21 protein-coding genes are annotated in these 25345 nt (G+C 52.8%); 3 read left to right on the forward strand and 18 right to left on the reverse strand.

The annotated features are described in order from the left end of the window. Positions 1-48: 48 nt before the first annotated feature. Positions 49-372 carry an antibiotic biosynthesis monooxygenase family protein gene (locus ACR9FF_RS24365; protein WP_201007881.1) on the forward strand — a complete coding sequence of 108 codons (324 nt, stop codon included), beginning with the start codon at positions 49-51 and terminating at the stop codon, positions 370-372. Positions 373-385: 13 nt separating this feature from the next. On the opposite strand, the gene ACR9FF_RS24370 is transcribed toward ACR9FF_RS24365, so the two are convergent. Next, complete coding sequence (locus ACR9FF_RS24370) at positions 386-838, reverse strand: MarR family winged helix-turn-helix transcriptional regulator (RefSeq protein ID WP_435165663.1); 453 nt, start codon at positions 836-838, stop codon at positions 386-388. 131 nt (positions 839-969) lie between these two features. Here ACR9FF_RS24370 and ACR9FF_RS24375 point away from each other — a divergent pair, with 131 nt between their 5' ends. Continuing rightward, positions 970-1404: a GNAT family N-acetyltransferase gene (locus ACR9FF_RS24375; protein ID WP_435165666.1), complete on the forward strand. Its 435-nt coding sequence runs from the start codon at positions 970-972 to the stop codon at positions 1402-1404. 152 nt (positions 1405-1556) lie between these two features. On the opposite strand, the gene ACR9FF_RS24380 is transcribed toward ACR9FF_RS24375, so the two are convergent. From ACR9FF_RS24380 to ACR9FF_RS24390, 3 genes are all read right to left on the reverse strand, one after another. After that, entirely contained in the window at positions 1557-1709 is a 153-nt protein-coding gene (locus tag ACR9FF_RS24380; RefSeq protein ID WP_164775372.1) for a hypothetical protein, read from the reverse strand. Positions 1710-2085: 376 nt separating this feature from the next. After that, positions 2086-3084, reverse strand: a complete 999-nt coding sequence (locus tag ACR9FF_RS24385; protein ID WP_435165669.1) for an aldose 1-epimerase — start codon at positions 3082-3084, stop codon at positions 2086-2088. A gap of 31 nt (positions 3085-3115) precedes the next feature. After that, entirely contained in the window at positions 3116-4993 is a 1878-nt protein-coding gene (locus ACR9FF_RS24390) for a beta-L-arabinofuranosidase domain-containing protein (RefSeq protein WP_435165672.1), read from the reverse strand. A gap of 178 nt (positions 4994-5171) precedes the next feature. Between ACR9FF_RS24390 and ACR9FF_RS24395 the strand changes: the two genes are divergently transcribed. Then, positions 5172-6047, forward strand: a complete 876-nt coding sequence (locus tag ACR9FF_RS24395; RefSeq protein ID WP_435165675.1) for a helix-turn-helix transcriptional regulator — start codon at positions 5172-5174, stop codon at positions 6045-6047. 18 nt (positions 6048-6065) lie between these two features. Here the strand turns inward: ACR9FF_RS24395 and ACR9FF_RS24400 are convergent, their stop codons facing one another. The 14 genes from ACR9FF_RS24400 to ACR9FF_RS24465 all read right to left on the reverse strand — a co-directional run bounded on the left by ACR9FF_RS24400 (position 6066) and on the right by ACR9FF_RS24465 (position 25336). After that, on the reverse strand, positions 6066-7130 hold the full coding sequence (locus ACR9FF_RS24400) for a glycoside hydrolase family 76 protein (protein ID WP_435165678.1): 1065 nt from the start codon (positions 7128-7130) through the stop codon (positions 6066-6068). Beyond that, complete coding sequence (locus tag ACR9FF_RS24405; protein WP_435172205.1) at positions 7130-8194, reverse strand: glycoside hydrolase family 76 protein; 1065 nt, start codon at positions 8192-8194, stop codon at positions 7130-7132. The genes ACR9FF_RS24400 and ACR9FF_RS24405 overlap by 1 nt, the downstream gene beginning before the upstream one ends. 27 nt (positions 8195-8221) lie before the next feature. After that, positions 8222-9379 carry a glycoside hydrolase family 76 protein gene (locus ACR9FF_RS24410; protein ID WP_435165681.1) on the reverse strand — a complete coding sequence of 386 codons (1158 nt, stop codon included), beginning with the start codon at positions 9377-9379 and terminating at the stop codon, positions 8222-8224. Between the two features lie 5 nt (positions 9380-9384). Beyond that, entirely contained in the window at positions 9385-10308 is a 924-nt protein-coding gene (locus ACR9FF_RS24415) for a carbohydrate ABC transporter permease (protein WP_435165684.1), read from the reverse strand. Positions 10309-10320: 12 nt separating this feature from the next. After that, the gene (locus ACR9FF_RS24420) at positions 10321-11208 is read right to left on the reverse strand and encodes a carbohydrate ABC transporter permease (protein WP_248761466.1); all 888 of its coding nucleotides are present in this window, start codon (positions 11206-11208) and stop codon (positions 10321-10323) included. 107 nt (positions 11209-11315) lie between these two features. Continuing rightward, positions 11316-12662 (reverse strand): ABC transporter substrate-binding protein, encoded by a 1347-nt coding sequence (locus ACR9FF_RS24425; protein WP_435165688.1) that lies wholly within the window; start codon positions 12660-12662, stop codon positions 11316-11318. An 87-nt stretch (positions 12663-12749) separates the two neighbouring features. After that, positions 12750-14045 (reverse strand): glycoside hydrolase family 125 protein, encoded by a 1296-nt coding sequence (locus ACR9FF_RS24430; RefSeq protein ID WP_435165691.1) that lies wholly within the window; start codon positions 14043-14045, stop codon positions 12750-12752. 202 nt (positions 14046-14247) lie between these two features. Then, positions 14248-14766, reverse strand: a complete 519-nt coding sequence (locus ACR9FF_RS24435; protein ID WP_201007871.1) for a CBO0543 family protein — start codon at positions 14764-14766, stop codon at positions 14248-14250. 28 nt (positions 14767-14794) lie between these two features. Then, the gene (locus tag ACR9FF_RS24440; RefSeq protein ID WP_435165695.1) at positions 14795-15349 is read right to left on the reverse strand and encodes a CBO0543 family protein; all 555 of its coding nucleotides are present in this window, start codon (positions 15347-15349) and stop codon (positions 14795-14797) included. A 120-nt stretch (positions 15350-15469) separates the two neighbouring features. Further along, positions 15470-16621 carry a GntR family transcriptional regulator gene (locus ACR9FF_RS24445; RefSeq protein WP_127491624.1) on the reverse strand — a complete coding sequence of 384 codons (1152 nt, stop codon included), beginning with the start codon at positions 16619-16621 and terminating at the stop codon, positions 15470-15472. A 166-nt stretch (positions 16622-16787) separates the two neighbouring features. After that, positions 16788-17483 (reverse strand): SDR family oxidoreductase, encoded by a 696-nt coding sequence (locus ACR9FF_RS24450; RefSeq protein WP_127491626.1) that lies wholly within the window; start codon positions 17481-17483, stop codon positions 16788-16790. Between the two features lie 154 nt (positions 17484-17637). After that, on the reverse strand, positions 17638-22698 hold the full coding sequence (locus ACR9FF_RS24455) for a glycoside hydrolase family 66 protein (RefSeq protein WP_435165700.1): 5061 nt from the start codon (positions 22696-22698) through the stop codon (positions 17638-17640). Between the two features lie 84 nt (positions 22699-22782). Further along, on the reverse strand, positions 22783-24390 hold the full coding sequence (locus ACR9FF_RS24460) for an ABC transporter substrate-binding protein (protein ID WP_435165703.1): 1608 nt from the start codon (positions 24388-24390) through the stop codon (positions 22783-22785). Between the two features lie 64 nt (positions 24391-24454). Continuing rightward, positions 24455-25336 carry a carbohydrate ABC transporter permease gene (locus tag ACR9FF_RS24465; protein ID WP_127491633.1) on the reverse strand — a complete coding sequence of 294 codons (882 nt, stop codon included), beginning with the start codon at positions 25334-25336 and terminating at the stop codon, positions 24455-24457. Positions 25337-25345: the final 9 nt, after the last annotated feature.

Here is a 25345-nt window from a genome sequence, read left to right on the forward strand (position 1 = left end):
TACAATCAATAGTATAGTCTAATTAATGCAGAAAGGAGCCTGATAAACATGGTAATGGACACTTGTTATGCGGTTATTTTTTCGAGTCAACGGACGGACGGGGATCATGGATACGGCGCTATGTCCGACAAAATGGAGGAGCTTGCCGCAAAGCAGCCTGGATTCCTGTCCGTGGAGAGCGTGAGGGATGCCTCGGGAGCAGGCATTACGATTTCCTATTGGGAAAGCCTGGAGGCGATTCAAAACTGGAGGCAGAACGGGCTGCACCAGGTTGCCCAGGAGAAAGGCAAGCAGGCCTGGTATGAGAGCTACAACGTTAAAATCTGTAAAGTTGAACGGGCCTATTCCTACCCGGCAGCCGGTCATTCATGACGGCTGCCTTCTCTTAGTAGTCTCTTTTATTCCCCTTTTTCACGGAGTCCCACTCGACCTCAATATTTTTCCTGACCCTTTGCAGCAATTGGAAAAGCGTTTCCGCTTCCGCTTCCGTTATTCCCGCCAGTGCCACAGAATTCGAATGATCCCCTTCCCGCTTCAAAAAAGGATAAGCCAACTTGCCTTTCTCCGTTGTAAACAGCCTTTTGATCTTCTTGTTTGATTCATCGTCTTTCTTCTCGATAAAGCCTTGAATCTCAAGCTTCTGGATCGCACGCGCAGCCGTCGTCCGGTCTACCTTTATCATTTCCGCCAGCTTCTCCTGAATAATTCCCGGATGCTCAAAGATGCGAACCAGATACAGGTATTGTCCTTTGGTAAGCTCAAGCTCCTTGAACTCGATATTGCTTATGGAATCTAATGCCCTCGCGATCATGCCAACCTCACGAAGTATCTCCCTCATGTTGTCACCTGCCAGCCATTAAATTTTGTTGCATTTACAGCAATAATAATTTTATATATACTGCATTTATCGCTGTTATTCATTATGACGATAATCGCCATAAAAATAAATCCGGAAAGGCTGGGGAACGTATGAACCCAACAAAAATTGCAACACCCGAGGAGCTCGAGAGCGCATTTTCGATCAGAAGGAAAGTGTTTGTTGAAGAACAAGGAGTATCTCTTGCCGATGAATTTGACGAATTTGATCGGTTGGACGGAAAATGCGAGCATATTCTGGCCTATTATGATGGGGAAGCGGTTGGTACGGGAAGGATCCGCACGGTCGAAGGAATGGGCAAGCTAGAGCGTATTTGCCTATTAGAGCCTTACCGTAAATTCGGGATTGGCCGGCAAATCATCGCCGCATTGGAGGAAATCGCGCTCGAGAAGGGGCTCCCTAAAGTTAAGCTGCATGGACAAACGCATGCGAAAGGATTCTATGAGAAGCTTGGCTATGAGGGAGCATCGGCTGAATTCATGGAGGATGGCATCCCTCATGTTCTCATGACCAAGTCTATCAAATGAAATCAGGCCATCGCGCGGGATGAACCTTTTCGCCGCATGCAGCGCACATTTTTGCTTGCGGCGTGCGCAACGGCTTACCGCATTTGGGGCAGGGCTCCCCGTACATGGAGATTCTATGGTGCATGACGGCATTGTGATGCATATCTCCCCCTTTATTCGGAGTCTTTATTGGTTTGGGAATGGAGCAGAAGATCAAGCTTCTCGATTATAAGCTTCTGATTCTCCAAATGCTTCTTTATTTTCCCGTCTATATTGAGCACGGCCAGCAGCATAATGACAAACGCAATGATAAAAAAGATTCCCATAACGTCCCCTCAACTTTCGATCACGGATTGTTGTAAATCACATCCTGTTTCCACTAAATGTTAACGCGGGAAGACGGATGAAGTTGCGCTTTTCCCCGCTAACGAAACTACAGAGCGTTAGAACGCGGAAAACATCCTCTCGCCAGTTCTAACGAAACTGTATATCGCTATTTGGCACTTTGACGGTCAAATTGCACCAATACACCGTCAATAACGATATGTAGTTTCGTTACAATTACAAAGTCCTCGTTTTGAAGCGAATAGCGTTACGTAGTTTCGTTAGCAGTCAGGCGGATCAGGCGATTTGGCGATTTGGCGATAGGCAAAAAGCTGCCCCTCATCATCCGAAGATGACGAGGGGCAGCTCCACGCGCTATTAGCCTTTTACAACATAAAGCCGGCTGGATTCCTCAAAGATTTCCCCAGCAGCCAGGCTTAGGAGACCGATTTCATCCGCTGGCAGATCCACATTGGGAGCATTCACCAGATTGATCTGCGGCTCCGGACAGAAGAAGCCCTCCGTCGCATTGTTATTCCAGATCATCCACTGCTTGTAGGAGGTGCCTACATCATAGACAAGCTTAACGCCCGCTTTGGTATCTGTCAGCTCCATCCGGTTGCGTCCGTTCTGCGGGCGAGCCGTATAGTGGTTATCCATCGCTTCGAAGAAAGGATATACGCCGCTGTCGCGCATAAGCTGCTCTTCTTCCTTCAGAGGCTGATACTGCTTCGTCGGCAGCATCCGCTCGTTCAGCTCCCAACGCTCTCCAAGCGTCATATGGATGCGGTAATCCTTAGCCTCTCCGCCCGGCACAAACGGCGCGTTCACCGAAGTATGGAAAGCGAGCAGGCAAGGCATTGCCTCTTCGCCGTCATTGCGGACCGTCACTTGCTGCAGCAGGCCGTTCTCGCTTAACGAGTAACGGAGACGAATCGTATAGTTAAACGGGAAGCTGGCATAAGAAGGATGGTTCTCATTCACCTGAACCGATACGACCACATAGCTCTCCGTTTTGTTAACGCCGAAGTCTTCAACCTGCCATGGAGTCTGATAAAGGAAGCCATGAAGATGGTTGCCCGTTGCCGGTTCATTGACCTCGAATTGATGAACTTTCCCCTTCCAAGGGAATTTGCCGTCCTCATAGCGGTTCGGCGGGAACAGCACGGGGATGCCGTGGATCATCGGCCTTGCCTTGAAGCTCTCCATCTCCTCGGGCGTTGGTTCATGCAGGAAGCTGTATTCCTTCTCTACATCCCGAAAAGCAATCAGGTTGCCGCCAATCTCAGGAAGAAGCGCAGCCTCGTACGGTCCAAAACGCAGCCAAATCGCGCGTTCGCCGTGGAAAAATCCTTCGTTTGCTTGATTTACCGTCATTCTTCTTACACCTCGTCTGTTAGTTTCCGTATTATCGTGTTCTTGATGTCTTTCGTTCGCCGATTAACGGGAATTCCCCGATCCGAAGCTTTGCTCCGCCATACGGAACAAGTACAAGCTCGGTGACCGGCTGATCATCTGTATTCGGTGCGATTGGCGGAGTTCCTGCATTATTGCCCTCCATTTTCCAATCCGGCACCAGCTGGCCCAATACGGCGAGCTTAACGGGAGACTCTACGGCCAGGAACGGCTGGTATGGAATTTCCTCGCTGCTTGCAACCGCCTTGAACGTGGTATCCGCCAGCAAGCCGTATTTCCACGGGGAAGCCGGGTACACCTCATAATCATGGAACCGTTCGCGCTTCCGCAGCAGCTGCCAGCTCTCTTCCACGGGAAGGGCATAAACAAGAGGTCCGCGTTCTACGCTTACGGCATACAAATTGCGGGAGACGGTCTTCGGCTCCATCGGAAGCAACAGCTCAATGCGGTCCCCCGTCTGCCATTCGCGGTGAATGGCCGCATAACCTTGCTCGATCTCAAGCGCTGCAGCGGTTCCGTTTACCGTAATGACCGGCGATTCGCACCAGCCCGGAATACGCAGCCGTACCGCAAAGCTAGCCGAACGCTCCAGCTGAAGCTCTACTTTTACCCGCTCCCGGAACGGATACTCCCCGGATACCCGAAGCTCGGCTTGCACGCCGCCCGCGACCTTCGTACGAACAAGACATGGAGCATAGGAAACGGCAGCTAACCCTCCCTCATGGTCTTTCATCCACAAATGGGAAACCAGCTTAGGCCAGCCCTGGTGCATGTTGGCCGTACAGCAGCCGAAATTCGGCTCCAGGCCAAAGACGTTGGCATATGGACCGTTGCTCCATGCGCGTGGGGCCACGTTGCAAATAATCTGATTCACCTGCTGATCGTATTGATGGGAGGTCCAATCAGCCGAAATGGCGGCAGGCAAAGCGTTAAAGGCTACCTTTTCCAATACGTCGGCAAATTTGCCGTCTCCGAAAATCCGTATCAACTGCTCCAGCGTGAACATGTATTCCACTACCGCGCATAATTCCACGCCTTGGCTTGGATGCGTGCCAGACAGCCATTCGTCGCCGGAGAACATGCCATGCGCCTGTCCGTGATAAGTCATCAGGCTTTCGATTCCGCGGTACACCGCCTCCAGCTCATGGCTGTCCTCGGTCAGCTCGTAGAGCACGCCCGGCATCTTGAATCCCATCGCCACATTAACGACATGCGTTCTCCAATCCCACTGCTCGACCTTCCGCCAGAACGGAAAATCGTAAAAGATATCGGTCCAGTCCGTTGTCTGCTCCTTCACGATGGAAGCCAGCTTCAGCAGTTCTTCCTTGCCGGTGCGCTTATACAGCCAGATGAGGCAGAGAAGCAGCTCCGCGCCGCGCGCTTTGGCCCATCCCTGCAGCGGCTGCTCCTCAATCTGCCCGGCTACGTAATCCGCGAATCTCGTCAGGAACGGAATAACCCGCGCATCGCCGGTCGCTTCCTCGTATTGCGTAAAGACCTTGAGCATGATCATGTAATGCCACCAATCCTGCTCCTTGCTTACGTCATTATTGACCGTCTCGATTCGCGCCGGACCAAACATGCCGCTCTCCTGCTGGCTGTTCAGCGCCCATTCCACCCAGCGGTTTGCCTTCGCGATCAATGTCTCATCGTTCAAAATATACGCAAGCGGCAGCAATCCGTCCAAATAATACGGACCACGCTCCCAGCTTTCGCCGTTGCCGCCAATCCATCCGTTATCCGGGCCAACGTCCGGCCAATGCTCCTCCAGATGTCCCGTTAATCCGTCTGCCTGAATCCGAAGCTGGTTGTACAGCCATCCTTCCGCTTGAATGCTGCCGAGCGGCAAAGCCTCAAAGATACTTTTCATGGTTAAGCTCCCTCCCATTCGTCTGCTTCGAATATACCATTAGACCGGCCTCGGGCTGGATAGACAATCGCAACTACTATTTGTCCGATTACAACTTAATAGATTCGAAGGCATGTTTACAAAGCTCCCGTAATTACTTATACTGGATTCATTCCTGTTCAATCGGAGGATTCTGATAATGTTTCATTTTGAATGTCCGCCTATGCCCCACTTTGTTCAAATCGGGGAAGATACGTACCAGCCGGGCAGAAAGCATCCCGACCGCAGCAGCATCGGCGTGTTTGATCTGCTCTTCGTAACCGAAGGATGCCTGTATCTGGCCGAAGGGGAGAACGAGCTCACCTTGCCGGCCGGTTCTTTCGGCATATTGCGCCCGGATCTGGACCATCATACCGTCATCCCTTGCAGGGAAGAGACTCACTTCTACTGGCTGCATTTCCAGACGACCGGACAGTGGCATCCCGAGCCTTACGACAAAGAACCCTTGCCGCCTGAGCAAGAGCCTCTTTATCCGCCTATTGAATACTTCTCCTTCTATCTGCCGCGCTCCGGCCCGGTACAAAGCCTCGGAAGAGGAGAAGAGCTGTTCCGCGAGCTTCTTCACCTGTATGAAAATCCGGCCGGTAACTCCCGCTGGCAGGAGCAGCAGCTGTTCCACGCGATTCTCCTTAAGCTTCAGGAGGACAGCAAGGGAGAGACAACGCAAAGCTCCCATCTGCAGCTGGCCGAGGATGCCGCCCTTTATTTGCGCAAGCATTACCGTGACCCGCTAAGCTATAAGCGGATGGCGGAGGAGCTGCATTTTCACGCCAACTATATCGCCTTGTGCATGAAAAGAACGTTTGGCTGCACGCCGCTTGACTATGTCACCCAATACCGGATCGAACAAGCCAAACGGCTGCTTATTCACACCAACGATCCTGTCGGAGCCATTGCGGAGGATACCGGCTTTGGCTCCTTCCCGTATTTCGTCCGCTGCTTCCACAAGCGAACCGGCAAGACGCCTAAGCAGTTCCGGATGCTGTACCGTCAGAACAAGCCGCCCACTACCTAGGCGCGAGGAAGCCGCCCACTACCTAGGCGCGAGGAAGCCGTCTCTTTCCAGCTCCGCCATCGCCTCAAGAAGCATCACGCCGCTCAGCTGGCCGCTCAGTTGAACTTCCGGCTCCGGCTCTCCTGCCCAGGATAAGCTGAACAAGCCGGCTTCCGAACGTCCCCGCTCCCACAAGGAGACCGCGTTATGCCGGATCAGATTGACCCATGGCAGCGACAAATCGGGCTGAATACGAATGAGGTTAACCAGATAACGGATCAGAATGCCTTTGAACAGGCCGCAGTCGTCATTCCCCTCGCGCGGCAGCATGCCCGTCTCCGGATCGACCAGCTCCTGGACGGTTGCCCCTGCGGTTCTCTGAGCATCAATGAGATAGCTCTCCTCCCCCGTGCAGTTGTACAGCTCAATGCCGGCTCCGATAAAGACGCCTTGGCAATACGTATATTTCCAATCGTAATCGATCTTGCCGTCGCCCAGCCGGTTCATGCCGTCCCAGACGAAGCCGGTCTCCGGGTCAACAAGCCGTTCCTTATTGAATTGGTAGATCCGCTTCGCCCATTCCAAGTCTTCTTCGCGGCGGTTCAACTGATAAATGCGCGCAGCCAGAATGGAGGCCGGAGCATTCGCTGGCGTGTTTTTGTAGTCCAGTTGATCCTTCTTCCACGCCATGCCGCCGCCCATATGATCGTTCCATGCGGTCTTGATATCTTCCCACAGCTCAAGAGCGCCTTCCTTGTAGAACGATTTCCCTGTCGTACTATAAGCTCTGAGCAGCGCAAGCGCCATCCATTCCATATCGTCGTAGTAATTATGAAGCAGCGTATCGCCGTTCCATTTCTTTGCCCCGCGGAATGCCCGCTCCAGCAGAGCCTCATCCTCTTCCGACTTCGTGCGCTCCAGGGAGTCTACCAATACGTCTACCACATGCGCATGCCACCAATAAATCCAGTGATCATTGCAAGTGCCGTTGCAGGGCACCACCTGATCCATTACGCCGCGCTGTTCATTCCAGAACAGACGGCGAAAATCCTCCTGCGCGATTGCCGCGCGTTCTGCCCAAATTCCTTGTGCCGCCATCGCCATTAGGACTGTACCTCCTCGGATAATGCCGTGCTTGTCAGACCGCGCTTCTCCAGCACTGCCAGCTGTTCCAGCAGCATTATGCCGCTAAGCTGCGTGCTAAGCGTAACGCGCTCTTCCGGCTGAACGCTCCAGAAGGTGCTGAATACCTTGCGCGCAGGATCAGCGCCACGCGTCCACAAGGCTTGGCCCTGCTGTTCCAGCAGCGCCGACAGCTCTGCCCGCTCCTCCGATACGGAAGCCAGCTCGCCCAGATAGCGGATCAGAATGCCCTTGAACAAGCCGCCGTCTCCATCGCCTTCATCCGGCCATAAACCGCCTTGAAGCAGCTCGTCTGCCGCAGCCTTCGCCGTGCGCTCCGCGTCGCGCAAATAAGCCGAATCGCCCGTAATCCGGTACAGCTCTACCGCAGCGCCAATATAAACGCCTTGGCAGTAAGTGAATTTCCAGTCCTTATCAATCGATCCGTCGCCGGTCCGGTTCATGCCGTCCCAGACAAAACCGGTCTCCGGATCCACAAGGCTTGCCTTCAGCCAATTATAGATCTTGTGAGCCCACGCCAGATCCTCTTCGCGGCCAAATGCCTGATACAGTCTTGCCGCCAAAATAACGGCAGGCGCGTTGGCAGGGGTATTCTTGTAATCGAGCTGTGGCTTCTGCCAAGCGATTCCGCCTCCCGCATGCTCGTTCCAGCCGGTCTGGATATCCTCCCACAAGAGAAGGGCCGCACCTTTGTATTTCTCTACGCCGGTCGCCTGATAAGCCCGCAGCCAAGCGATCGCCATCCATTCCATGTCGTCGTACAGCTCATTGGGCCATTCGCCGTTGTTGCGGCTCAATATGCCTTCGTAGAAAGACTCCAGCCGTTCCCGGTAGAAGTCGCTTCCCGTGCGGTTCAGTCCATCCGCCAATGCATCTACGGCATGCGCCATCCACCAGTAATGAAAAATCGTATTGCAAGCGCCGTCCGGGCACGGAATTTCGATATCGTACATGTTAATGGAAGGATTCCAATACAATTGCTCCAATGCCTGCTGCGCCTCTTCCGCTCTTGCCGCCCACACCATTGCTCTCACTCTCCCCGTATCCTCTGCCTACTGTAATTGTCCGTTTTTCTCCAATACGGCCATCTGCTCGAGCAGCATTATTCCGCTTAGTTCCGTGCTTAACTGCACGATGGCATCCGGCGCTTCGGCCCATGAATTGCTGAATACCGCTTTGTCTTCCGCTTTGCCGTATTCCCATAAGCTGTTCGCGTTGGTCTCAAGCATGCCAACCCATTCGTTACGCTCCGGCCCATCCGGATCAGCGGCAATCAGTTCTCCCAAATAGCGGATTAATACGCCTTTGAACAAGCCCCCGTCGCCGTCGCCTTCCGATGGAAGCATCCCGGTTGCGGGAGACAGGAACGCTTCCTTCAGATGAGCCGCCGTCCGGCGGGCATCCTCCAGATAAGCCTTATCCTCCGTTGCCCGGAATAGTTCAACGCCGGCCCCGATAAACACGCCTTGGCCATACGTGAATCTCCATTCCTTGTCGATATTGCCGTCGCCCGTCCGGTTGATTCCGTCCCATACGAGACCGGTATCCGGATCCACAAGCGTCTCTTTTTGCCAATCGTAAATTTTTTTCGCCCAGGCCAGATCTTCCCCGTTATGGAAATGGCCGTACAGCCGCGCCGCCAAAATAGCCGCAGGAGCATTCGCCGGCGTATTCTTGTAATCGAGCTGCTCCTTGCGCCAAGCGATGCCGCCGCCCATCTCCCCGTTCCAGCCGCCTTTAATCTCTTCCCACAGTTCAAGCGCTGCCTGCTTATACTTCTCGTCCTTGGTGGCATCGTAAGCTCTCAGCCAGGCTAACGCCATCCATTCCATATCATCGTAATAATCGTTAATCATCACGCCGGCGTTGCGATCGAGCAGACCTTGATGCAGCTTGGCGATCTGCTCCGCGTACCGTTCATCGCCGCTGCGCTCGTAGCCGTCGACCAGCGCATCCACCGCATGCGCCAGCCACCAATAGTTAAACGGATCGGTGCATAGCTGGGCAATACACGGCGCGGCATTGTTGTAGAGCCCGCGCTTGTCGTCCCAGAAGGACTTGGTCAGTTCAAGCTGCGCTTCTTCCGCCCGTTCCTGCCAAATGACGGAGGTTGCTGCCGGCCTATCCTTCCAGACCAATGACCAGACCAACGCTATAAGGATGACTGCCGAAGCGACGGCCAGCCATAAATATCGTTTGTTGCGATTCAATGCGATCAGCCTTTCGTTCCCGTAAAGGCAATGCCCTGTACGAAATACTTCTGGAGCAGGAGGAACAAGACGAGAATCGGCAGAATCGCGATCAGCGCACCGGCCATCATAGGACCGAAATCGGTCTGATGGTTGAACGAGAACGCCTGCAGTCCCATCTGTATCGTTGCTTTTGCCGGATCATTCAAGACGATCATCGGCCACAGGAAGCTGTTCCAGCCCGCCTGGAAGGTAAAGATCGAAAGGGTTGCCAGCGCCGGCTTCGTCAGCGGCAGGTAAATATTCCAGAAGATGCGGAACTCGCCGGCGCCTTCGATCCGCGCCATCTCCATCATGTCGGAAGGCAGCGTCAGGAAGAACTGCCGCATGAAGAAGACCGCAAACGATCCGGACGCACCCGGCAGAATAATTCCCCAGAAGGAGTTCAGGAAGCCGTTGCCTCCGGCTCCAAGGATGTCATTGCCGCCAATCAGCGGGAAATGCTTCAATACGTAGAAGCTTGGAATCATCGTCACGATTCCCGGAATCATCATCGCCGCCAGCAGTATGCGGAACAGCGGTTTATTCAGCTTGAAGTTCAGCTTGGCGAAGGCGTAGCCGCTGATGGACCCAAAGAACAGGTTGCACAAAACGCCCGCTGCGGCCAGGATAAAGGAGTTTGCGAAATATCCCGCGAACGGTACGGTCGTAAACGCCGACCGGTAATGCTCTAACGTAAGCTTGGACGGAATCCACTTGATCGGCACCGAGAAGATCTCGTTGCTTGGTTTAAACGAAGTAATCAGACTCCAGAAAAACGGCAAGAACATTGCTGCCGCTATAGCTATCGCAACCGAGTAGAACAACACGCCGACCAGAACCCTTTTGAGAGTATAAGAAGGCGGCTTGGGTGCGCGTACTGCAATGGATTTGACAATAGGCTGTGCCATTTGCGTGCCTCCTTACACAATCGGTTCTTCGGATTTATTAATGCGCATGTTAATGAAAGAAAAGATCAGAATCGCCACGGCCAGCACAAACGCTTGGGCAGACGCGTAACCCATCTTGAGCTGGTTGAAGCCCTGGTTATAAATGAGATATACCGGCGTCTTGGTTACGTTGCCCGGACCGCCTTGCGTCAAGACAAAGGCCTGGTCGAACAGCTGCAGCGCCCCGATAATCGCCATCGTGCTGACAAGGAAGGTTGTTGGGCGAAGCTGCGGCCAAGTAATATAACGGAACCGCGCAAATGCGGTTGCTCCGTCCAGCTTGGCGGATTCGTACAAGTAATCCGGCACGCCTTGCAGGCCGGCGATATAAATGATCATATTGGAGCCGACCGACTGCCATAACGTCACCATAATAATGGAGAACATTGCGGTCTCCGTCTGAGCGAGCCAAGCCGGACCGGTAATTCCCACGTAGCTGAGCAGGTTGTTCACCAGGCCGAACTCCGGATGGAGCAGCCAGATCCAGACCGTGGACGCCGCAACGGCGGAGGTTAAGGTCGGAAGATAATTCATCGTACGGAACAGCTTGACTCCGAACCGCTTGAAGTTCAGCAGCATGGCAAGCAATAAGGAAATGATGATGTTCAGCGGGACGAAAATAACGGAATAGAAGAATACGTTCTTGAACGTCGTCCAGAACAGATCATCCTCAAGCAGCTTCTTGTAGTTGTCGAGCTTAACGAATTCCATCCGGCTGACCACATCGTAGTTCGTAAAGCTTAAGTAGAGCGCCATGACGACAGGAATAATGGTAAAAGCGAAAAACAGCAGCATCGTTGGGGTAATAAACAGGTAGGCCATGCGGGCCTGATGCTGATTCAGCTTGCCCATTGAAGACATCAGCACTCCTCCCTCCTTCGTAGTGAATCCCGTTTGGCCGGCCGGAATAAATAAAGGGAGGTCTCCCTCCCTTTATCATCCGGTCCGTGCCACCGGGAGACCATTAATTATTTCACGTCTTCGTTGTCCGCGAGCTGCTGGTCGCCCCGCTGCTGCGCTTTCTTGAGCGTATCCTCCGCGTTTTGCTTCTTCTGCTGGTACAGCTCCAGGTTCGGAATAAGCGCTTCGGTCTCCATGACGGAGTAGCCAGGGTGAGCCGGACGAGTCTTCGCGAATTCGAGCGTATCGAGGAATGGCTGCCAGAGCGGATCTTCCTTGAAGAACGGATCGTCAAGCGCCGGCTTGTAGCCAGGAATGTTCAAGCTTGTTTTTGCCCACAGAAGCGCGTTGTCTTTGTTTGCCGTCCACCACTTGATGAACTCCCATGCCGCTTCCTGATTTTTCGAGGCTTCCGGAATAACGAGGCCAAAGCCGCCCATCACGCCGCCTTTATCTCCGTTAGGTCCAGCCGGAGGAGGCACAACCCCGAAGTCCAGATCCTTGCCGTATTTCTTATACGTGCTCAGCATCCATGGACCGTTGTAAGTCATCGCTACCTTGCCGGTCGCGAAAGCGTCGGTTCCTTCGCCAAGTCCTTGCTCGAAGCCAACCTTATACACTTTGTCCTGGTTCAGCATGCGGTCCCAGAACTCGAGCACGGACAGGCCTTTTTCGTTGTTGAAGTTCGTTTTCTTGCCGTCGTCGGTCAGCATGGAGCCGCCTGCCTGTTGAAGATACATATTAAAGAGTCCGTTATCGGCAAGCGAGAAGCCTGCTACTTCAAGCTTGCTTCCGTTCCATTTGGTTGTCTTGATGGCAGCCTGCTCGAGCTCATCCCAAGTTGTAGGAGGCTGCGTTACGCCTGCGTCGGTCAAAAGTTTTTTGTTATAGAATAGCGCGCGGGCATCAACGGTTAAAGGAAGGCCGTACAGCTTGTCGCTATTGGACAATTCCTTCAGCGCTTCGCCGTAGAAATCATCCTTGTTCAAGCCGTCTTTCGTCATGAAATCATCAATTGGGTGAAGCACGTTTTTCGGCGCGTACAGAGGTGTCCGCCATCTGTCCCACAGCAGTACGTCAGGTGCGCCGCCGGAAGTGGCAGCCGTCAGGAACTTCGTAATCAGATCCTGCTGAAGCACATACTTGACATGAATTTTGTCCTGCGATTTGTTGAAAGCATCAACCATCGTCTGGAATTGCTTCTGTCCGTCACCGGCCCAGTCGCCCCAGAACGTCAGCTCTACGGCTTTGCCGCCGCCGGAATTCCCCGAAGCGTTATCCGTTTGCCCATCGTTGCTTGCACTCGCATTGCTGCTTTCCGTACTGTTGCCGTTGCTGCTTGTCGTTGTTTTTGCGCAGCCGGCTGCCGTTGCTACTACCGTGACCAAGGCGATCATCGTGATCCATTTTTTCACTTTTCATGCCTCCCTTTTTTAGTAACCCACTACACTATTTATTTCGAAGGAAGCCTCCGTTAAGCAAAGCCTCCTATGAAACCGCTTTTATTTCGTTTGTACTCGAATTCCGCAATAATCAAGCAGAAGCTCGCTGAACATCATGTTGGCCCACGAGAACCATGGACGGCTGAACTGATACGGATCATCCGCGTGGAACCCTTCGTGCATAAATCCGGTTCCAGCCGTTGTGGCTTCCATCAGGCTCAGCAATCTCTCCTTCTCGGAACGGTCATTCGTAGTCAACCCCTGCATCGCCAGCGCAATGTGCCAGATGTAACGGTCCGGGGTGTGCGGACTGCCGATTCCGGCTGCCGCTTCGCCTTCGAAGTAATAAGGATTGCTGCTGCTTAGCACAAAATCGCGCGTATTGCGGTAGATCGGATCCTCCTGCGAGGTATAGCCGAGATAAGGAATCGACAGAAGACTCGGTACGTTAGCGTCATCCATAAAATTGTAATGGCCTAATCCGTCGGTTTCATAGGCATATATTTTTCCAAATTCCGGATGATCGGTAATGGCATAGGTTTGGATGCCTTGATGAAGCTCCCCGCCAAGCTTAGCCGCTCTAGCCGCAAGCTCCTCGTCGCCAAGCACTTCTTCGGCAATTTCCTTGAGATAGCCCAAGACGACAACCGCAAACATGTTAGCCGGTACCAAGTAACCGTATGTACAAGCATCATCGCTAGGACGGAAGCCGCTCCATGTCATGCCCGTATATGCGGTCTCCGTGCCTTTGCCTTCGCGCAGCAGCGTATCCGTTGGCGCGCAATTAAAGCGCTGGAACCGGTAAGGAGATGCGCTCTCATGCTGCTGCTCCGTTGTCCAGAGCTTCAGAATCGCATCCGCGGCTTGACGGAAGGCGTCTCCAAATTGCGAGGTTCTGCCGGTATTCTTCCAGAGCAGATAGCTGAGCTGCAGCGGGTAGCAAAGCGAATCGATTTCGTATTTGCGCTCCCAGATGGATGGTCCCATCTCCGTCAGATCATCCTGATGTCCTTTGCCGGTTGGCCCGTTATTAAAGGCATTCGCGTAAGGATCAAGCAGGATCGAATCCATTTGCCTCCGGACAAGACCTTCAATCAGATCGGCCAGCTCGGCATCCTCGGACGCAAGCACCAGAAACGGGCGAAGCTGCGCGGCGGAATCGCGAAGCCACATAGCTGGTATATCACCTGTTATAACAAATGTCGTGCCGTCCGGCAGGCGCTGAATCGTCGTTTGCAGCGTATTGTGAATGGCCTTCTCGAATATCGCCGACCAATTCGGATGATCCGCTGTTTTTTCCTTGATACGCTCCACTAGTCGCGTTAAGGATGCGGGAATTTCTGTCGATTGCGTCATCAGTTTTGTGCCTCCTTGTTTCCTTTGAACGCTTTTTATAAAACGCTTTCATTTGATATTGCTATTATATTGGCATGTATATGGTATGTCAATATATATTTTTTTGAAAGGTTATACCAACCTTTATACTAATCAACCGGGACTTCGGAAGCAAAAAAAAGAACCTCCAGACCGGAGGCTCTTCCTGCGCCTTTATTTTAAATCAATTCCTTTGTTCAACGGGAACGTTAAGCGGGATCTTGAAATACCAGACATAGAATGCGCTGAGAACAAACGTGATTCCGTAGGCAACAAGCGGTCTCCTGTGAAAGATCCACAGCAAAGGGAACATGGTGAAGTCAAAAAAGATAGACCAGCCAAGACTCCAGCCGTACTGGTAGACGATCCGGTCCGTCAGCATAAACAACCACTCCACCCCTACGTATACCCCGATGTACCTTGCGTAATGACCGATGATTTTGTTAGACCGGTCAGGGTAATTCGAGATAAACATTAACGCCGTAGCGGGGAATATGACAAAGGTATATACCATTTCGGTCAAGCTGTGGTTAGGAAAAAAGTCCGGCTTCAGCTTCCAGAGGAAATGGCCCGCCGTCAGAAAATTATAGAGCAGGTTGCCAATGACAATAAACATCATGGTGTGATGATATCTTTGCCAATGCCGCCAGTCTCCGTACCTCCATGCCGCGAGCACGGTAATAACCCCCAGGATCAAATGCACATCGATTGCCCCTCTTTATAGGTCGAGCTCAGATCAGCTCTTGGAATTTTTGTCGGCGACTAAAGTAGTGAGCCAATAAATAAAGACCAAACTGGATCGGAACGGAATACGTGTATCGCCATTTCGTTGGCTGATAAATGCCAAGCCAATGAATAAAAGGCTCTGCCGCATAGGAGGTTAGCAAGGCAAACACCAGCGCTTTTAAGTAGGGATTGCCGGCAGGCTTTATCTGTAATAAAAACATGATGCCTACAGGCATTAAAGTTACATCCCAGGGGAAATAAGTCGGGATAAGCGGAATGACGTTAAATCTGTAATGCCAGAATCCGTATTGATCGCCCAGTACATCCAGCATCAGCGACAGGATTGTGATCAGAAATCCGGCATATAGGATTCGGTCCGTGCTTTGCTTGTTTCGCAGCAGAATCCACAATATCCAAGGCACAACGCTTAGCATAACGCCCAGCCACCATAATCCCGAGAAGACCACATAGTCGGACCAGATTTGCATTTTTTGATCAAGCAATTCTTCGATTTTATAATAATTTTCATCAATGAGACCAGCGACCTTCTCTTTATCCACGGTTCTCCATCCCCCCCTGTAAAAATATTGTGCTCTAACCTTATTTTGTTATTCCTTATCCGCAATGAAAAAGCGCAAATAAAAAAACCTCCGCAAAGGAGGCTTTTGTGTACTTGAAAACTAGGATGGGGCCGGACCTGTCGAGTCGCTGACAACAAGCGCAGCATCCAGCAGAATTTTATTCGGTACGGATTGCCCGGCCCACAGCTTAAGCACGTTCTCGAAAGCAACGCGCCCCATCTCATGCTGATTCTGGCTAAGGTGGGTAAACGGGTAACGTCCATTGGTTTCCGGACAATCAAAGCAGACAATCGAATAGTCCTTAGGCACGGACTTGCCCATCTGCTGCACCGCCTGAAAAGCGATCTGCCCGATATTGAATTCCGTCGCAAACAGCGCCGTTATCTGCGGGTGCTTATTCAGATGGCTGATCAGCTTCTGAATATCCTCCTGCTTGTTCTCCTCCGTATTGTGCTTCGGAAGCGTAGACGTAATATTCTCCATCCAGATCTCCCGGTCAACAACAATCCCCTTCTCCGCATGGGCTTGTATAAACCCTTCAATCCGTTCCTCGATAGCGGTTGTGTCCACCGGCGGAGGCGTCAGGAATGCAATCGATTTATGTCCAAGCTCAAACAAGTAGTTGGTTCCGTCCTTGGCGGCCCCTACATTGTCCGTTGCAATGGAGCTGGCCGAGATCCCCTTCAGATGGCGGTCGACAAGCACAAACGGGAACTGGTTAATGACCAGCTTCAAAATTTCGGCATTAAAGTATTCGCCTTGCGCCGGGAAAATAATGAGTCCGTCCACGCCAAGCTCCAGCAGTCCCTTGATTGCCTCCTCTTCGAGGGCTGGCATGCCGAACGTACGCCGGAGAACCAGGTAGCAGTTATGATGGCGGGAGGCTTCCTCCATGCCGTAAATCAGCCCGTTGCCGTAGCTGTCCGCAAAATCGGTAATGACAAGGCCAATCAGCAGCTTGCCGTCTTCCTTGCGCGCCTTCTGTGCCGGGGTCCCGGCTGCTGCCTGCTGCTTCGGCTGCGGCGCCGGCTGATCCGATACGAAAGAGCCGCGTCCCGGCTGCCGGATAATATAGCCTTCGTTAGCCAGAAGCTCCAGCGCCTTCTTGCTCGTAATCCGGCTCACGTTGTATTCGTCGCCCAGCTCCTTCTCCGAAGGAACCCGGTCGCCCGCCGTATATTTCTTCTCTATAATGTCTTCGCGGAGTGCTTCGAAAATCCGTTCATACATCGGTTTCGATGATTCGTTCATCCTGTTCGTTCCCCCGTCTTCCCTCTGACAAGTGTTTATTATATAACAATATATCATGATATATGTTATTTGCCAAGATGAAATGACATATCAACTGCAGAATAACGACAACGCAAAAAGCCTGTATTCCCGGTCGGGAGACAGGCTTTCAACAACGATTACATAGCTAGATCGGCATTTCCTTGCCCGTATAATCGACAAAATTGAACTTGCCCTTCGGCACGAGCTGACCTTCGATCATATCCAGAATACCCTTCGCGCTTTGGCGCGGATCGGTAGGCGCGTTCTCCCCGCCCATGTCCGTCTTCATCCAGCCCGGATGCACGCTAAGCACTTGAATGCCCCGTTCCCTCACGGCGGACAGGAGCTGCTGCGTGAACATATTCAGCGCCGTCTTCGAGATGCCGTACGGGTAATCACCCGGATAAGCATTCGAGATGCTGCCCGCTTCGGAAGAAATATTGATGATGGCTCCATGCTTCTCCGTTACTAGCGGAAGGAAATGCTTCGCGACCCGCATTGGCCCAAACAGATTAATATCGAAGGTTTTAGCGACTTCCTCGATATTCAACTGCTCAATCGGGGTATTGCGTTCTACGAGAATGGCGGCATTATTGACGATTGCGCCAATGGCTCTTCCTTGCTGCCGCAAGGTCCCCGCTAACGCGGCAACTCCCGCTTCGTCCGTAACATCCAGCTCCACAAGCTCCAGCTGCCCGCCGTATGGCTTGGCAAGTTCGGCAAGCTTGCCTGGCGCCGCGGTATCGCGCACGCCCGCAAGAACATGATGCCCGCGCTCCAGCGCTTCGGCAGCGATTTCGTAACCCAGACCTCTATTGGAACCCGTAATAAGTATATTCACAGCGCAATCTCCTCCTTAATCTTCCATTCTATTAACTATAGCATAAAGGCATGTACACATACCTTAGCAAATCCTTTGATAATATAAGGAGTTCCTATTAAAAAGGCTGAGCAGATAGAGCTGCTCAGCCTAGGGAAGGTTACACCCTGGATCTTTAGATCTTTTCCAGTAAATTATCGATGGCCTGCGCAATTTCCGAGCGGGTGCCTTGACGACCCGGAGCGAATTGCCCGTTGCCGTCCCCTTGCATCAGGCCGGCCGCGCCGGCTTCGGCAATCGCCTTTTTCGCCCAGGCGGCTATTAGAGCCGCATCGGCATACTGCGTCCTGCCGGCCTCAGCCTCCGGCAATTCGCCGCCTGCAAGCTTATAAGCTCTCAGCAGCATGACGGCCAGCTCCTGGCGGGTAATTGGAGCGTTCGGGTTAAAGCGTCCTGAAGCATCTCCTTGAATGAGCTCCGCTTCATAAGCGGCGGATAATTCCTTGCTATACCATGCACCTGCCGGAACATCTTTAAATCCGGCTGCAGAGGAGGCCCCGTTCCCGCTCAGATTTAGCGCACGGACAATCATAGCCATCACTTCGGCGCGGGTGCCCTTCCGTTCAGGAGCAAACTGCTTTTCGGTCACCCCGTTAACGACATGCTTCGCCGACAGCGAAGCAACGGCTTCGTAGAACCAGCTCGAGCTTCCTACATCCAAGTAGCTCTTCTCGTATTCAAATACGGCAAAGGTGCCTGAGATATTTAATTCAGCCGTAAAGCTGCCATTTGAAGCCTTGTATCTGCCGCCCGCATACTTCCACTGACTATTCTCGCGGTCATAGACATACAAACCAAGCAGCTTACCCGTTAGCTTTGGAGCTGACACTTCAGACTCCACTTCAGCCTGAAGATGGGACTGAGCGGATGTCAGCAGCCTTCCGTCCATTGCCTTCAAATTCAGCTCAATGGAATAGACGGTACCTTTAAGCTTCATGGCTGGCGCAACGGCAGGCGCTGCGGTGGACGGCAACGGCTTCAGCACAAGCTCCATATAGGCTCCGGCCGGCGCCGAACTTGCAAGCTTCTTCAGCGTATCAGGATTCCACTGCAGCGTAAGACCGCCGCTTGCCCGAAGCGCTAGTTTATTCGTGCCGAGGCTGCCGATGAGCGAAACAGGGAGCAATACGCGGTCCGTTCCTTTTTCCAATAGGATGGCTACTTGACCGTTTGCGGCGTTGTTCACATCCTGTTCAGTTACGGTACGACTGCCCTCAGACGGCGGTATAACCGCCGTGCCCCCGCCTGATCCCCCACTGCCGTTTAAATCAAGCTGCTGTGCTTGTCCTTGCTTCGGATCGCGGTCTACGACCAGCATCGTCCAATAATCTACTGACGGAACATCAATCGCAATATGATCGCCATTCCAGGTATAAGTCAGCTCCGTCATGGCGCCTTCCCCACGGTCAGGGGTAGCCGCAAATACCTTCAGCCCCGCAGCTTCCTGCTTGGTGACGCCAACCGCATAATCAACCTTCAGATGGCCTTGCTTCTCCGGCTCGTTTGCCGCGTTTCTCCAGTCGGAGTCGTTATTGAGCAAATTAACCAGATGGATAATATCGTAATGTTCATACCCTTCGTTCGAAGCATTCCTGCGGACGGTATACCAGAGCGTATTTTCCGAGCCGTCCTTGCTTAGCGCCAGATCGTTTCCTCCTGCGGTCTTAACGCCAATTGTAGCGTCAGAATCGGCCTTACTGTCGAAGAGCAGGTTCTCGTAAGCCGCGAAAAACTTATAATAATCCTTCATCGCTTCCTTCGTGCTTTCCGTCATCTTCTTGCTGCGGTTCGGGTAATACTCGTGAGCCAGCATATTTGGCCCCTCCCCGAGCTTCTCCGCCGTGCCCAGCTCGATATGGGTGGCTCCCATAGATGCCAGCGCCGCATCCATCAAGCGCACGGAAGATTCGTCGAAATAGCCTGCCGTTACGCCGCGCAGCTGGATCATGCCGGGTTCATCGTCCTCTTCCATCTTAAGCGTCACCGTGTGCTGCCCAGCCGTCATATGCGGGATAATCACGTACCCGTCGCCGCTGTAACGGTCTTTGTTGTCCGTCCCCGATAATCCCAGCTTAAGAGTATTCCCGTTTGCATCCTTGGCTCTTACGCCATCTATATAGACGGAACGGGTCGTGAACGCCCCCGGGTTGGAATACGTAAAGATCAGGCTTTGCTCTCCGGACTGCGGGATCGTGACCGGATAAGTGACCTGCTGTCCGACTTCGCTGAAATTCATTACCGTATCTTTGTATAACGAAAACGGCGTTACCGTGTTTAAGCTTTCCGCCTCGTAGGAGCGCTCGGCAAGGCTGCCTCCTCCTGCTGGAATAACCTTCAGCTTGTCCAGCTGAATGCCGCTGTCGCTGCCTTCAAGCATTTTGATCACTACCCGGTTTGCGCCTTTTTGAAGCTGTACTCCGCTTAACACGGCTTCGCCCCATTCGTCGCTAGCCGTAGGCGCAAAGCTTACCGTCTGACCTGCTCCGTCCCCGATATAAACCGAGCGGCTTAGCGGCACAACATCCGACCCGTTATTCCGGTAGAACCAATGCAGATCATAGCTTCCCGCTTCCTCCGCGTCTACGTTGAACGCAAGCCGGTCGTTTTCGTTGTTAAAATCGGAGGCATAACCAACCACCGGAATGACGCCTCCGCCGGTCACCGCGCTTCCCGTGCTGTATTCGTAACCGCCGGTCAGCAGCCCGCCGACATTCGTATATTGGCCGCTGGATTCCATCCGGAGCGTAATCGCATGATGGCCGGCCGGAACCGCTGCCTCCAGCGTCATCCGCTGCATCGCGCCGCCCCAGCCGCCAGGCGTTTTCGGGAACAACACCTTTTGCGCGCTCGCCGCAGGCTCGCCGTCTACCAGCACGGTCATCGTTGGGCTGTTGTCGCCATGATAGAGCACCGTAATCCGATCAACGGCGTCCGCCAGATCCACCTCATAGGTTACCGTTTGACCGGGCTGACCGAAATTATCCGTCTTGCTCTCATTGTAGGAAATACTGTTCGTCTGCGGGATATCCGCATATAGCGCCTCGTACTTTTTGTCCCCGACAGTCATGTACCGCAGCTTTATGCCCAGATCATCCGTTGGCGCCTTCAGCATAATCGTATTATCGCCAGCCTCCAGATGAACGGTCGCCAGCCCGCTACGCGTAATAAACTTATCCCTAGTACCGTTGCCCGGGAAAGCAACGCTGCCCTGCGGCTGATCGTTAACGATCAGGTCACGGCTTACCGTCTGCCAATCCGACGCGTAGCTGAAGCCAAGCGGATAATCGCCCGCTTCCGGCACGCGGACGCGGAACTTCAAATAATCGCCTTTTGTATCAAAATAGTAGACGTTGCTGTACTGATCGACGATAGCCGTATCCAGCTTGGCGTCCACTGCTTCGTAACGGTCGTTCACGCCGCTTCCCACCACGTCCAGGCTGGCCAGGTTCAGCCACAGGTTGTTCGTATTGAGCGTCAGCTTAACCGTGTTCTCACCGGCTTTAAGCTCCGCCGGCACCGTGTATTGCGCGGTTGGATTTCCCCAACCCGTATTGACCGAAAAAGGAATAGCGGCGTCCGCAACCTCGCCGTTTACGGACAGCTTGCCTTCCGGCCCCGTTGCCCCGTTGCCTTGACCGTAATTCAGAACAAGATTGTAATTCCCTGCTTCCGGAACGGTTACGGTAAAGGTCACCGCGTCGGTATCCTTGCGTCCGAAGTTGCCAACCCATCCGTAAGCCTTTGATATCCGGGATTGGTAATCGACGGTGGCCGGTACATCCTCCGCTTCCGTTCCGCGGGTTGTTACGCCGGTCGCCTGCTTATAGTTCATATAGCCCGCGATAACCATCGCTTTGCCGCCGTTTGCGGAGCGCGTATCCTCTACGACCTTCTGAAGATCTCGGTATTGATTCCGGTCCTGCCAGATTTCGCTGTAATCAAAGTCCGTCTTGGTGGCCGGATTCGGCACCGCGCTGTATTCCGCATTGCCGCCGACCATGTTGAAGGTCACATCGTTTCTATTCGGGTTATTGACGGCCAACGAATTCTTGACCGCGTTAATCAGCTTATCGTAATCAAGCGAATAATACCGTTTGTTGCCGTTGTAATCATACAAATAGTCGTTATCGTTTGCTCCCCATTGGTCCAGATGAATGCCGTTAAAGCCAAACTCGTTTACCGCGCGGTTAAATTCGTTCGCAATAAAAGCCTGCCACTCCGTATTGCCCGGATCCTGCAGGAACAGCGACGTCGGATGGCCGTTCACGTCAAACGTAAATCCGTTCTGGTCCTTCTGCGGGTTGCCCGTATCAAGCGGGAACTGCGCCGACTTGTTATACAGCCCCCATAACGGGCTGACGCCAAAATCCTCATAACTCTCCCTCGCGGCATAATTCATCTCGTAAGCCATCGCGGCAGAGCCGTATTTCTGGGCGGCTGCCACCTGCTGCTTCACCGACATCGGAAATAATTCGCGTCCGAGCAAATCCGTGTAATGCGTATCCGCATCCATCGTTTCCGTTATGAAATTTCCGTTCTCGTCGGTAATAGGCTTGCCGCTGCTGTCCGTTTTGGAATAGACCGATACATCGTGCCGCCACATCCAATCGTAAAACTGGTAGCCGTTCAAATAGTAGTCCTGGGACAACTGCTTCAGCTTCGCATCGCTTTGCTCCGCCTTTTCCTTCGGAAACTCGCCGACATAGCCGTACCTCGGGTACTTCTTCCAATCGCTGGACACATCGATGGCAGCGGTTGCAAAATCATCGCTGGCCGCCCCTTTTATCCAAGCCTTCACCAGATAGCCCTTATAGTCCTCCGCCGGCGGCTTCCACTTTACCTGCAGCTCTCCCTGCCCCTGCAGGACCGTAACGGCCTTAGCGCCTTTGGCCACAAGCTTGTTTAACTGATAAATCTCCACATGGAGCTCGCCGCTCCAGGAGCTGTCGTCCTTCAATGCGAAAGTCAGCGTTGCCTCTTCGCCGGGCGTATAGCGGGCCTTATCCACCGTCAGCGAAGTAATCGCTTTCACGAATTGGCGCTGTTCACTGCTTGTCGTTTCGGCATAAGCCTTCGCCGTATGTTCACCGGCTGCCGCTTCGAATACCGGTACCGCACCTTGCAAGGCAACTATAGCTGCAAGCGACTGCAGCAAGGTTTTATTCAGCTTGTTCATCGTATCCTCCTAAAATGAAATTCGTATGTCTGCCGTTCTAAATAAGAAGGGTATAACCGCTGTGGATTATACCCTTCATGCTGCTTATTTGCCGTTTGCCGCGCGCCAAGCGTCAAGCTGTTTTTGCGCTTCGGCGATGACTTTGTCCACGCCTGCCGCTTTTTGCTTCTCGAGCAATTTCGGAATGTTCTCCTCCGGATCCAGCTGGCCGGATTTCAGTCCGTCAACAAAAGCTTTGTTAGCATTGTCGATGGCGATAATCTCGTTCTTCACCGGTTCCGGATCAAAGATAAAGCCAAACGTACGGGCCGGACGGCTCGAGACCATCTCGTTAAACTTCTCGTAGTTCTGATATTTGTTCGGATCTTCGCCTTCGCGGGTGTAGTTCAGCATCTGGTTGCCGATCTGCCACATAATATCGTGATAGAAGCCCGTGTCGTTTGTTGTTTTGCCGTCAGGCAGCGCGATTTGGCCGTTCTTCAGCACGTAATGCTTACCCTCTACGCCGAAGTTGAACAACGTAAGAAGCTTTTGATCCTTGAAGAACAGGTTCAGCAGCATCATGGCACGTGCCGGGTCTTTCGACGTTTTGGATATAGCTTGCATCGTTGCCGTCATTTTGCCGGTTTGCAGTCTGTCGACGTTTAACGGGATTTGGATCATTTCATGGCCGGCTTTAATAGAGGCGTTAGGCGCCTTAGCTACCGAGCCGATCTCCATATTAGCCAAAATCTCCATATCGCCTACCAGGGCGAAAGCTTTGCCAGCCTGGATTTTCTTCCATGCATCAAGTCCCGGAGTCAACGCGTCTTTGTTAATAAAGCCCGCTTTGAACCATTTGTGGGTCAAGTCGGCAAGCTCCTTGTAACGAGGCGTTTCAAAAGAATTAATGACATCAAGGCTGCTCGGATCCGTATTTAACGTGTTTACCGCCGCTACGCTCGAGATCGTATCCAGCGTGCCCGACGAATAGTAAGCTTCAAGCGGGAAGCTTGGCGCCGCCAGCGGCGTTACGCCCGGCTCATTATCTTTAATGATTTGAAGCAAAGGCTCCAGATCTTCTACTTTGCCGGATTTCAGAGCGGATAAGTCCATGTTGTATTTGTCGACCAGCGCTTTGTCGAGATAGACGCCTTGCGAGCCGCCCAGCTCCTGATGCGTATGAATGCCGTACAGCTTGCCGCCGCGTTTGGCCGGCTCGTGGTAATCCTTTTCCACCGCCTCGATATCCGGGCCGTATTGGGCAAGCAGCTCGTCAAGCGGAAGCAATCCGCCCTTTAATACCTGCTGGTTATAGCCTAACCAGTCGGCCGTGAACAGCAGGTCGAACTTCTCGTTGGAGGCCATCATAAGGTTCGTCTTGTCGTTCCAAGCGCCCCAGTCAATCGGATTCAGCTTCACCGTCATATTTAATTCCGGGTATGTTTGCTTCAAATAATCGTTCATTCCGGTCTGTACGCTAGCCAGATCCGCTTGCGGCGCGTCCGGGTACACCATCACGACCTCATAAGGATCAAGCGCCTTCGCTGCGTTTTTTGCCGGTTCCGCCGAAGTATTCGCCGAGCTCGAAGCAGTATTCTCTTCCTTGTTGCCGTTTGAGGCTTTGTTCGTCGACGAGCATCCCGTTGCGGCAAACGCAATCGCAAGGATAAGCGTCAGAAGAACAAGCGAGCTTTGTCTAAACCTTTTCATTAAAGTGACCTCCCCAAAATGATCAAGCTTAAGTTCTGTATACTAAACCGAAGCGAGTTCGGACTTAGCCTTTGACTGCGCCTACCGTCAGCCCTTTGACGAAATACTTCTGCAGGAACGGAAACACGAACACAAGCGGTCCGATCGCCACCATCGCCATCGCCATCCGGATCGATTCCAGCGGCTGCGTCACATTGGCGGTATTGCTGTAGGCCTTGTTCGCGATGCTTTGCAGGAACGAAGCGTTCATCAGCGTTTTGTTAAGCAGATACTGCAAGGAGTACAGCTTCTCGTTATTGATAAACACCAGGCTTGTGAACCAGTCGTTCCAGTAGGAAACGATAGTGAACAGCCCGATCGTGGCCATAACCGGCAGGGATAGCGGCAATATGATGCTGAAGTACGTCCGGTACTCGCTCGCGCCGTCAATCTTAGCCGACTCGACAAGGGACGGCGGAATGCTGTTCGTAAAGAACGTCCGGATAATAAAGACGTTGAAGCCGCCGATTAACCCCGGTATGATAAGCGCAAGCAGCGTATCCTGCACATGAAGGAACCGGGTATAAACCAGATACCAAGGCAGCAGTCCGCCGGAGAACAGCATGGTGAAGAATACATAGAAACCTAGTGCATTCCGATACGGAAACTCAGTTCGAGACAAGGCGTAGGCCATGGCCGAAGTAATCAGCAGACTGATGACAACGCCGGTAAGCGTAACCGTGATCGTTACCCCGTACGCTCTCGCGATATTCGCGGAATCATGGATCAGGTAACGGTAGGCTTCCCAGTCGAAATGCTTGGGCCAGAACGTGTAGCCGTTTCGCGTTAGATCGTTCTCATTGGTCACCGATACCATAAAAACAAGCCAGAACGGAATGAGACAAGACAAACTGAACAAGGTTAAGAACAACAGGATAAACGGGTTTGTGCGATTATTCGTCTTCATGCTTGGCCC

It is taken from the genome of Paenibacillus glycanilyticus (genome assembly GCF_051200795.1).
In the GTDB taxonomy this organism is placed as follows: Bacteria; Bacillota; Bacilli; order Paenibacillales; family Paenibacillaceae; genus Pristimantibacillus; species Pristimantibacillus glycanilyticus.

Bases quoted from the DNA above. Each gene is read 5' to 3' on its own strand.
- ACR9FF_RS24380 (WP_164775372.1), bottom strand. From the start codon at position 1,709: ATGGGAATCTTTTTTATCATTGCGTTTGTCATTATGCTGCTGGCCGTG.
- ACR9FF_RS24420 (WP_248761466.1), bottom strand. From the start codon at position 11,208: ATGTCTTCAATGGGCAAGCTGAATCAGCATCAGGCCCGCATGGCCTAC.
- ACR9FF_RS24390 (WP_435165672.1), bottom strand. From the start codon at position 4,993: ATGAAAAGTATCTTTGAGGCTTTGCCGCTCGGCAGCATTCAAGCGGAA.
- ACR9FF_RS24415 (WP_435165684.1), bottom strand. From the start codon at position 10,308: ATGGCACAGCCTATTGTCAAATCCATTGCAGTACGCGCACCCAAGCCG.
- ACR9FF_RS24385 (WP_435165669.1), bottom strand. From the start codon at position 3,084: ATGACGGTAAATCAAGCAAACGAAGGATTTTTCCACGGCGAACGCGCG.
- ACR9FF_RS24370 (WP_435165663.1), bottom strand. From the start codon at position 838: ATGAGGGAGATACTTCGTGAGGTTGGCATGATCGCGAGGGCATTAGAT.
- ACR9FF_RS24405 (WP_435172205.1), bottom strand. From the start codon at position 8,194: ATGGTGTGGGCGGCAAGAGCGGAAGAGGCGCAGCAGGCATTGGAGCAA.
- ACR9FF_RS24375 (WP_435165666.1), top strand. From the start codon at position 970: ATGAACCCAACAAAAATTGCAACACCCGAGGAGCTCGAGAGCGCATTT.
- ACR9FF_RS24460 (WP_435165703.1), bottom strand. From the start codon at position 24,390: ATGAAAAGGTTTAGACAAAGCTCGCTTGTTCTTCTGACGCTTATCCTT.
- ACR9FF_RS24465 (WP_127491633.1), bottom strand. From the start codon at position 25,336: ATGAAGACGAATAATCGCACAAACCCGTTTATCCTGTTGTTCTTAACC.
- ACR9FF_RS24365 (WP_201007881.1), top strand. From the start codon at position 49: ATGGTAATGGACACTTGTTATGCGGTTATTTTTTCGAGTCAACGGACG.
- ACR9FF_RS24430 (WP_435165691.1), bottom strand. From the start codon at position 14,045: ATGACGCAATCGACAGAAATTCCCGCATCCTTAACGCGACTAGTGGAG.
- ACR9FF_RS24400 (WP_435165678.1), bottom strand. From the start codon at position 7,130: ATGGCGATGGCGGCACAAGGAATTTGGGCAGAACGCGCGGCAATCGCG.
- ACR9FF_RS24395 (WP_435165675.1), top strand. From the start codon at position 5,172: ATGTTTCATTTTGAATGTCCGCCTATGCCCCACTTTGTTCAAATCGGG.
- ACR9FF_RS24455 (WP_435165700.1), bottom strand. From the start codon at position 22,698: ATGAACAAGCTGAATAAAACCTTGCTGCAGTCGCTTGCAGCTATAGTT.
- ACR9FF_RS24445 (WP_127491624.1), bottom strand. From the start codon at position 16,621: ATGAACGAATCATCGAAACCGATGTATGAACGGATTTTCGAAGCACTC.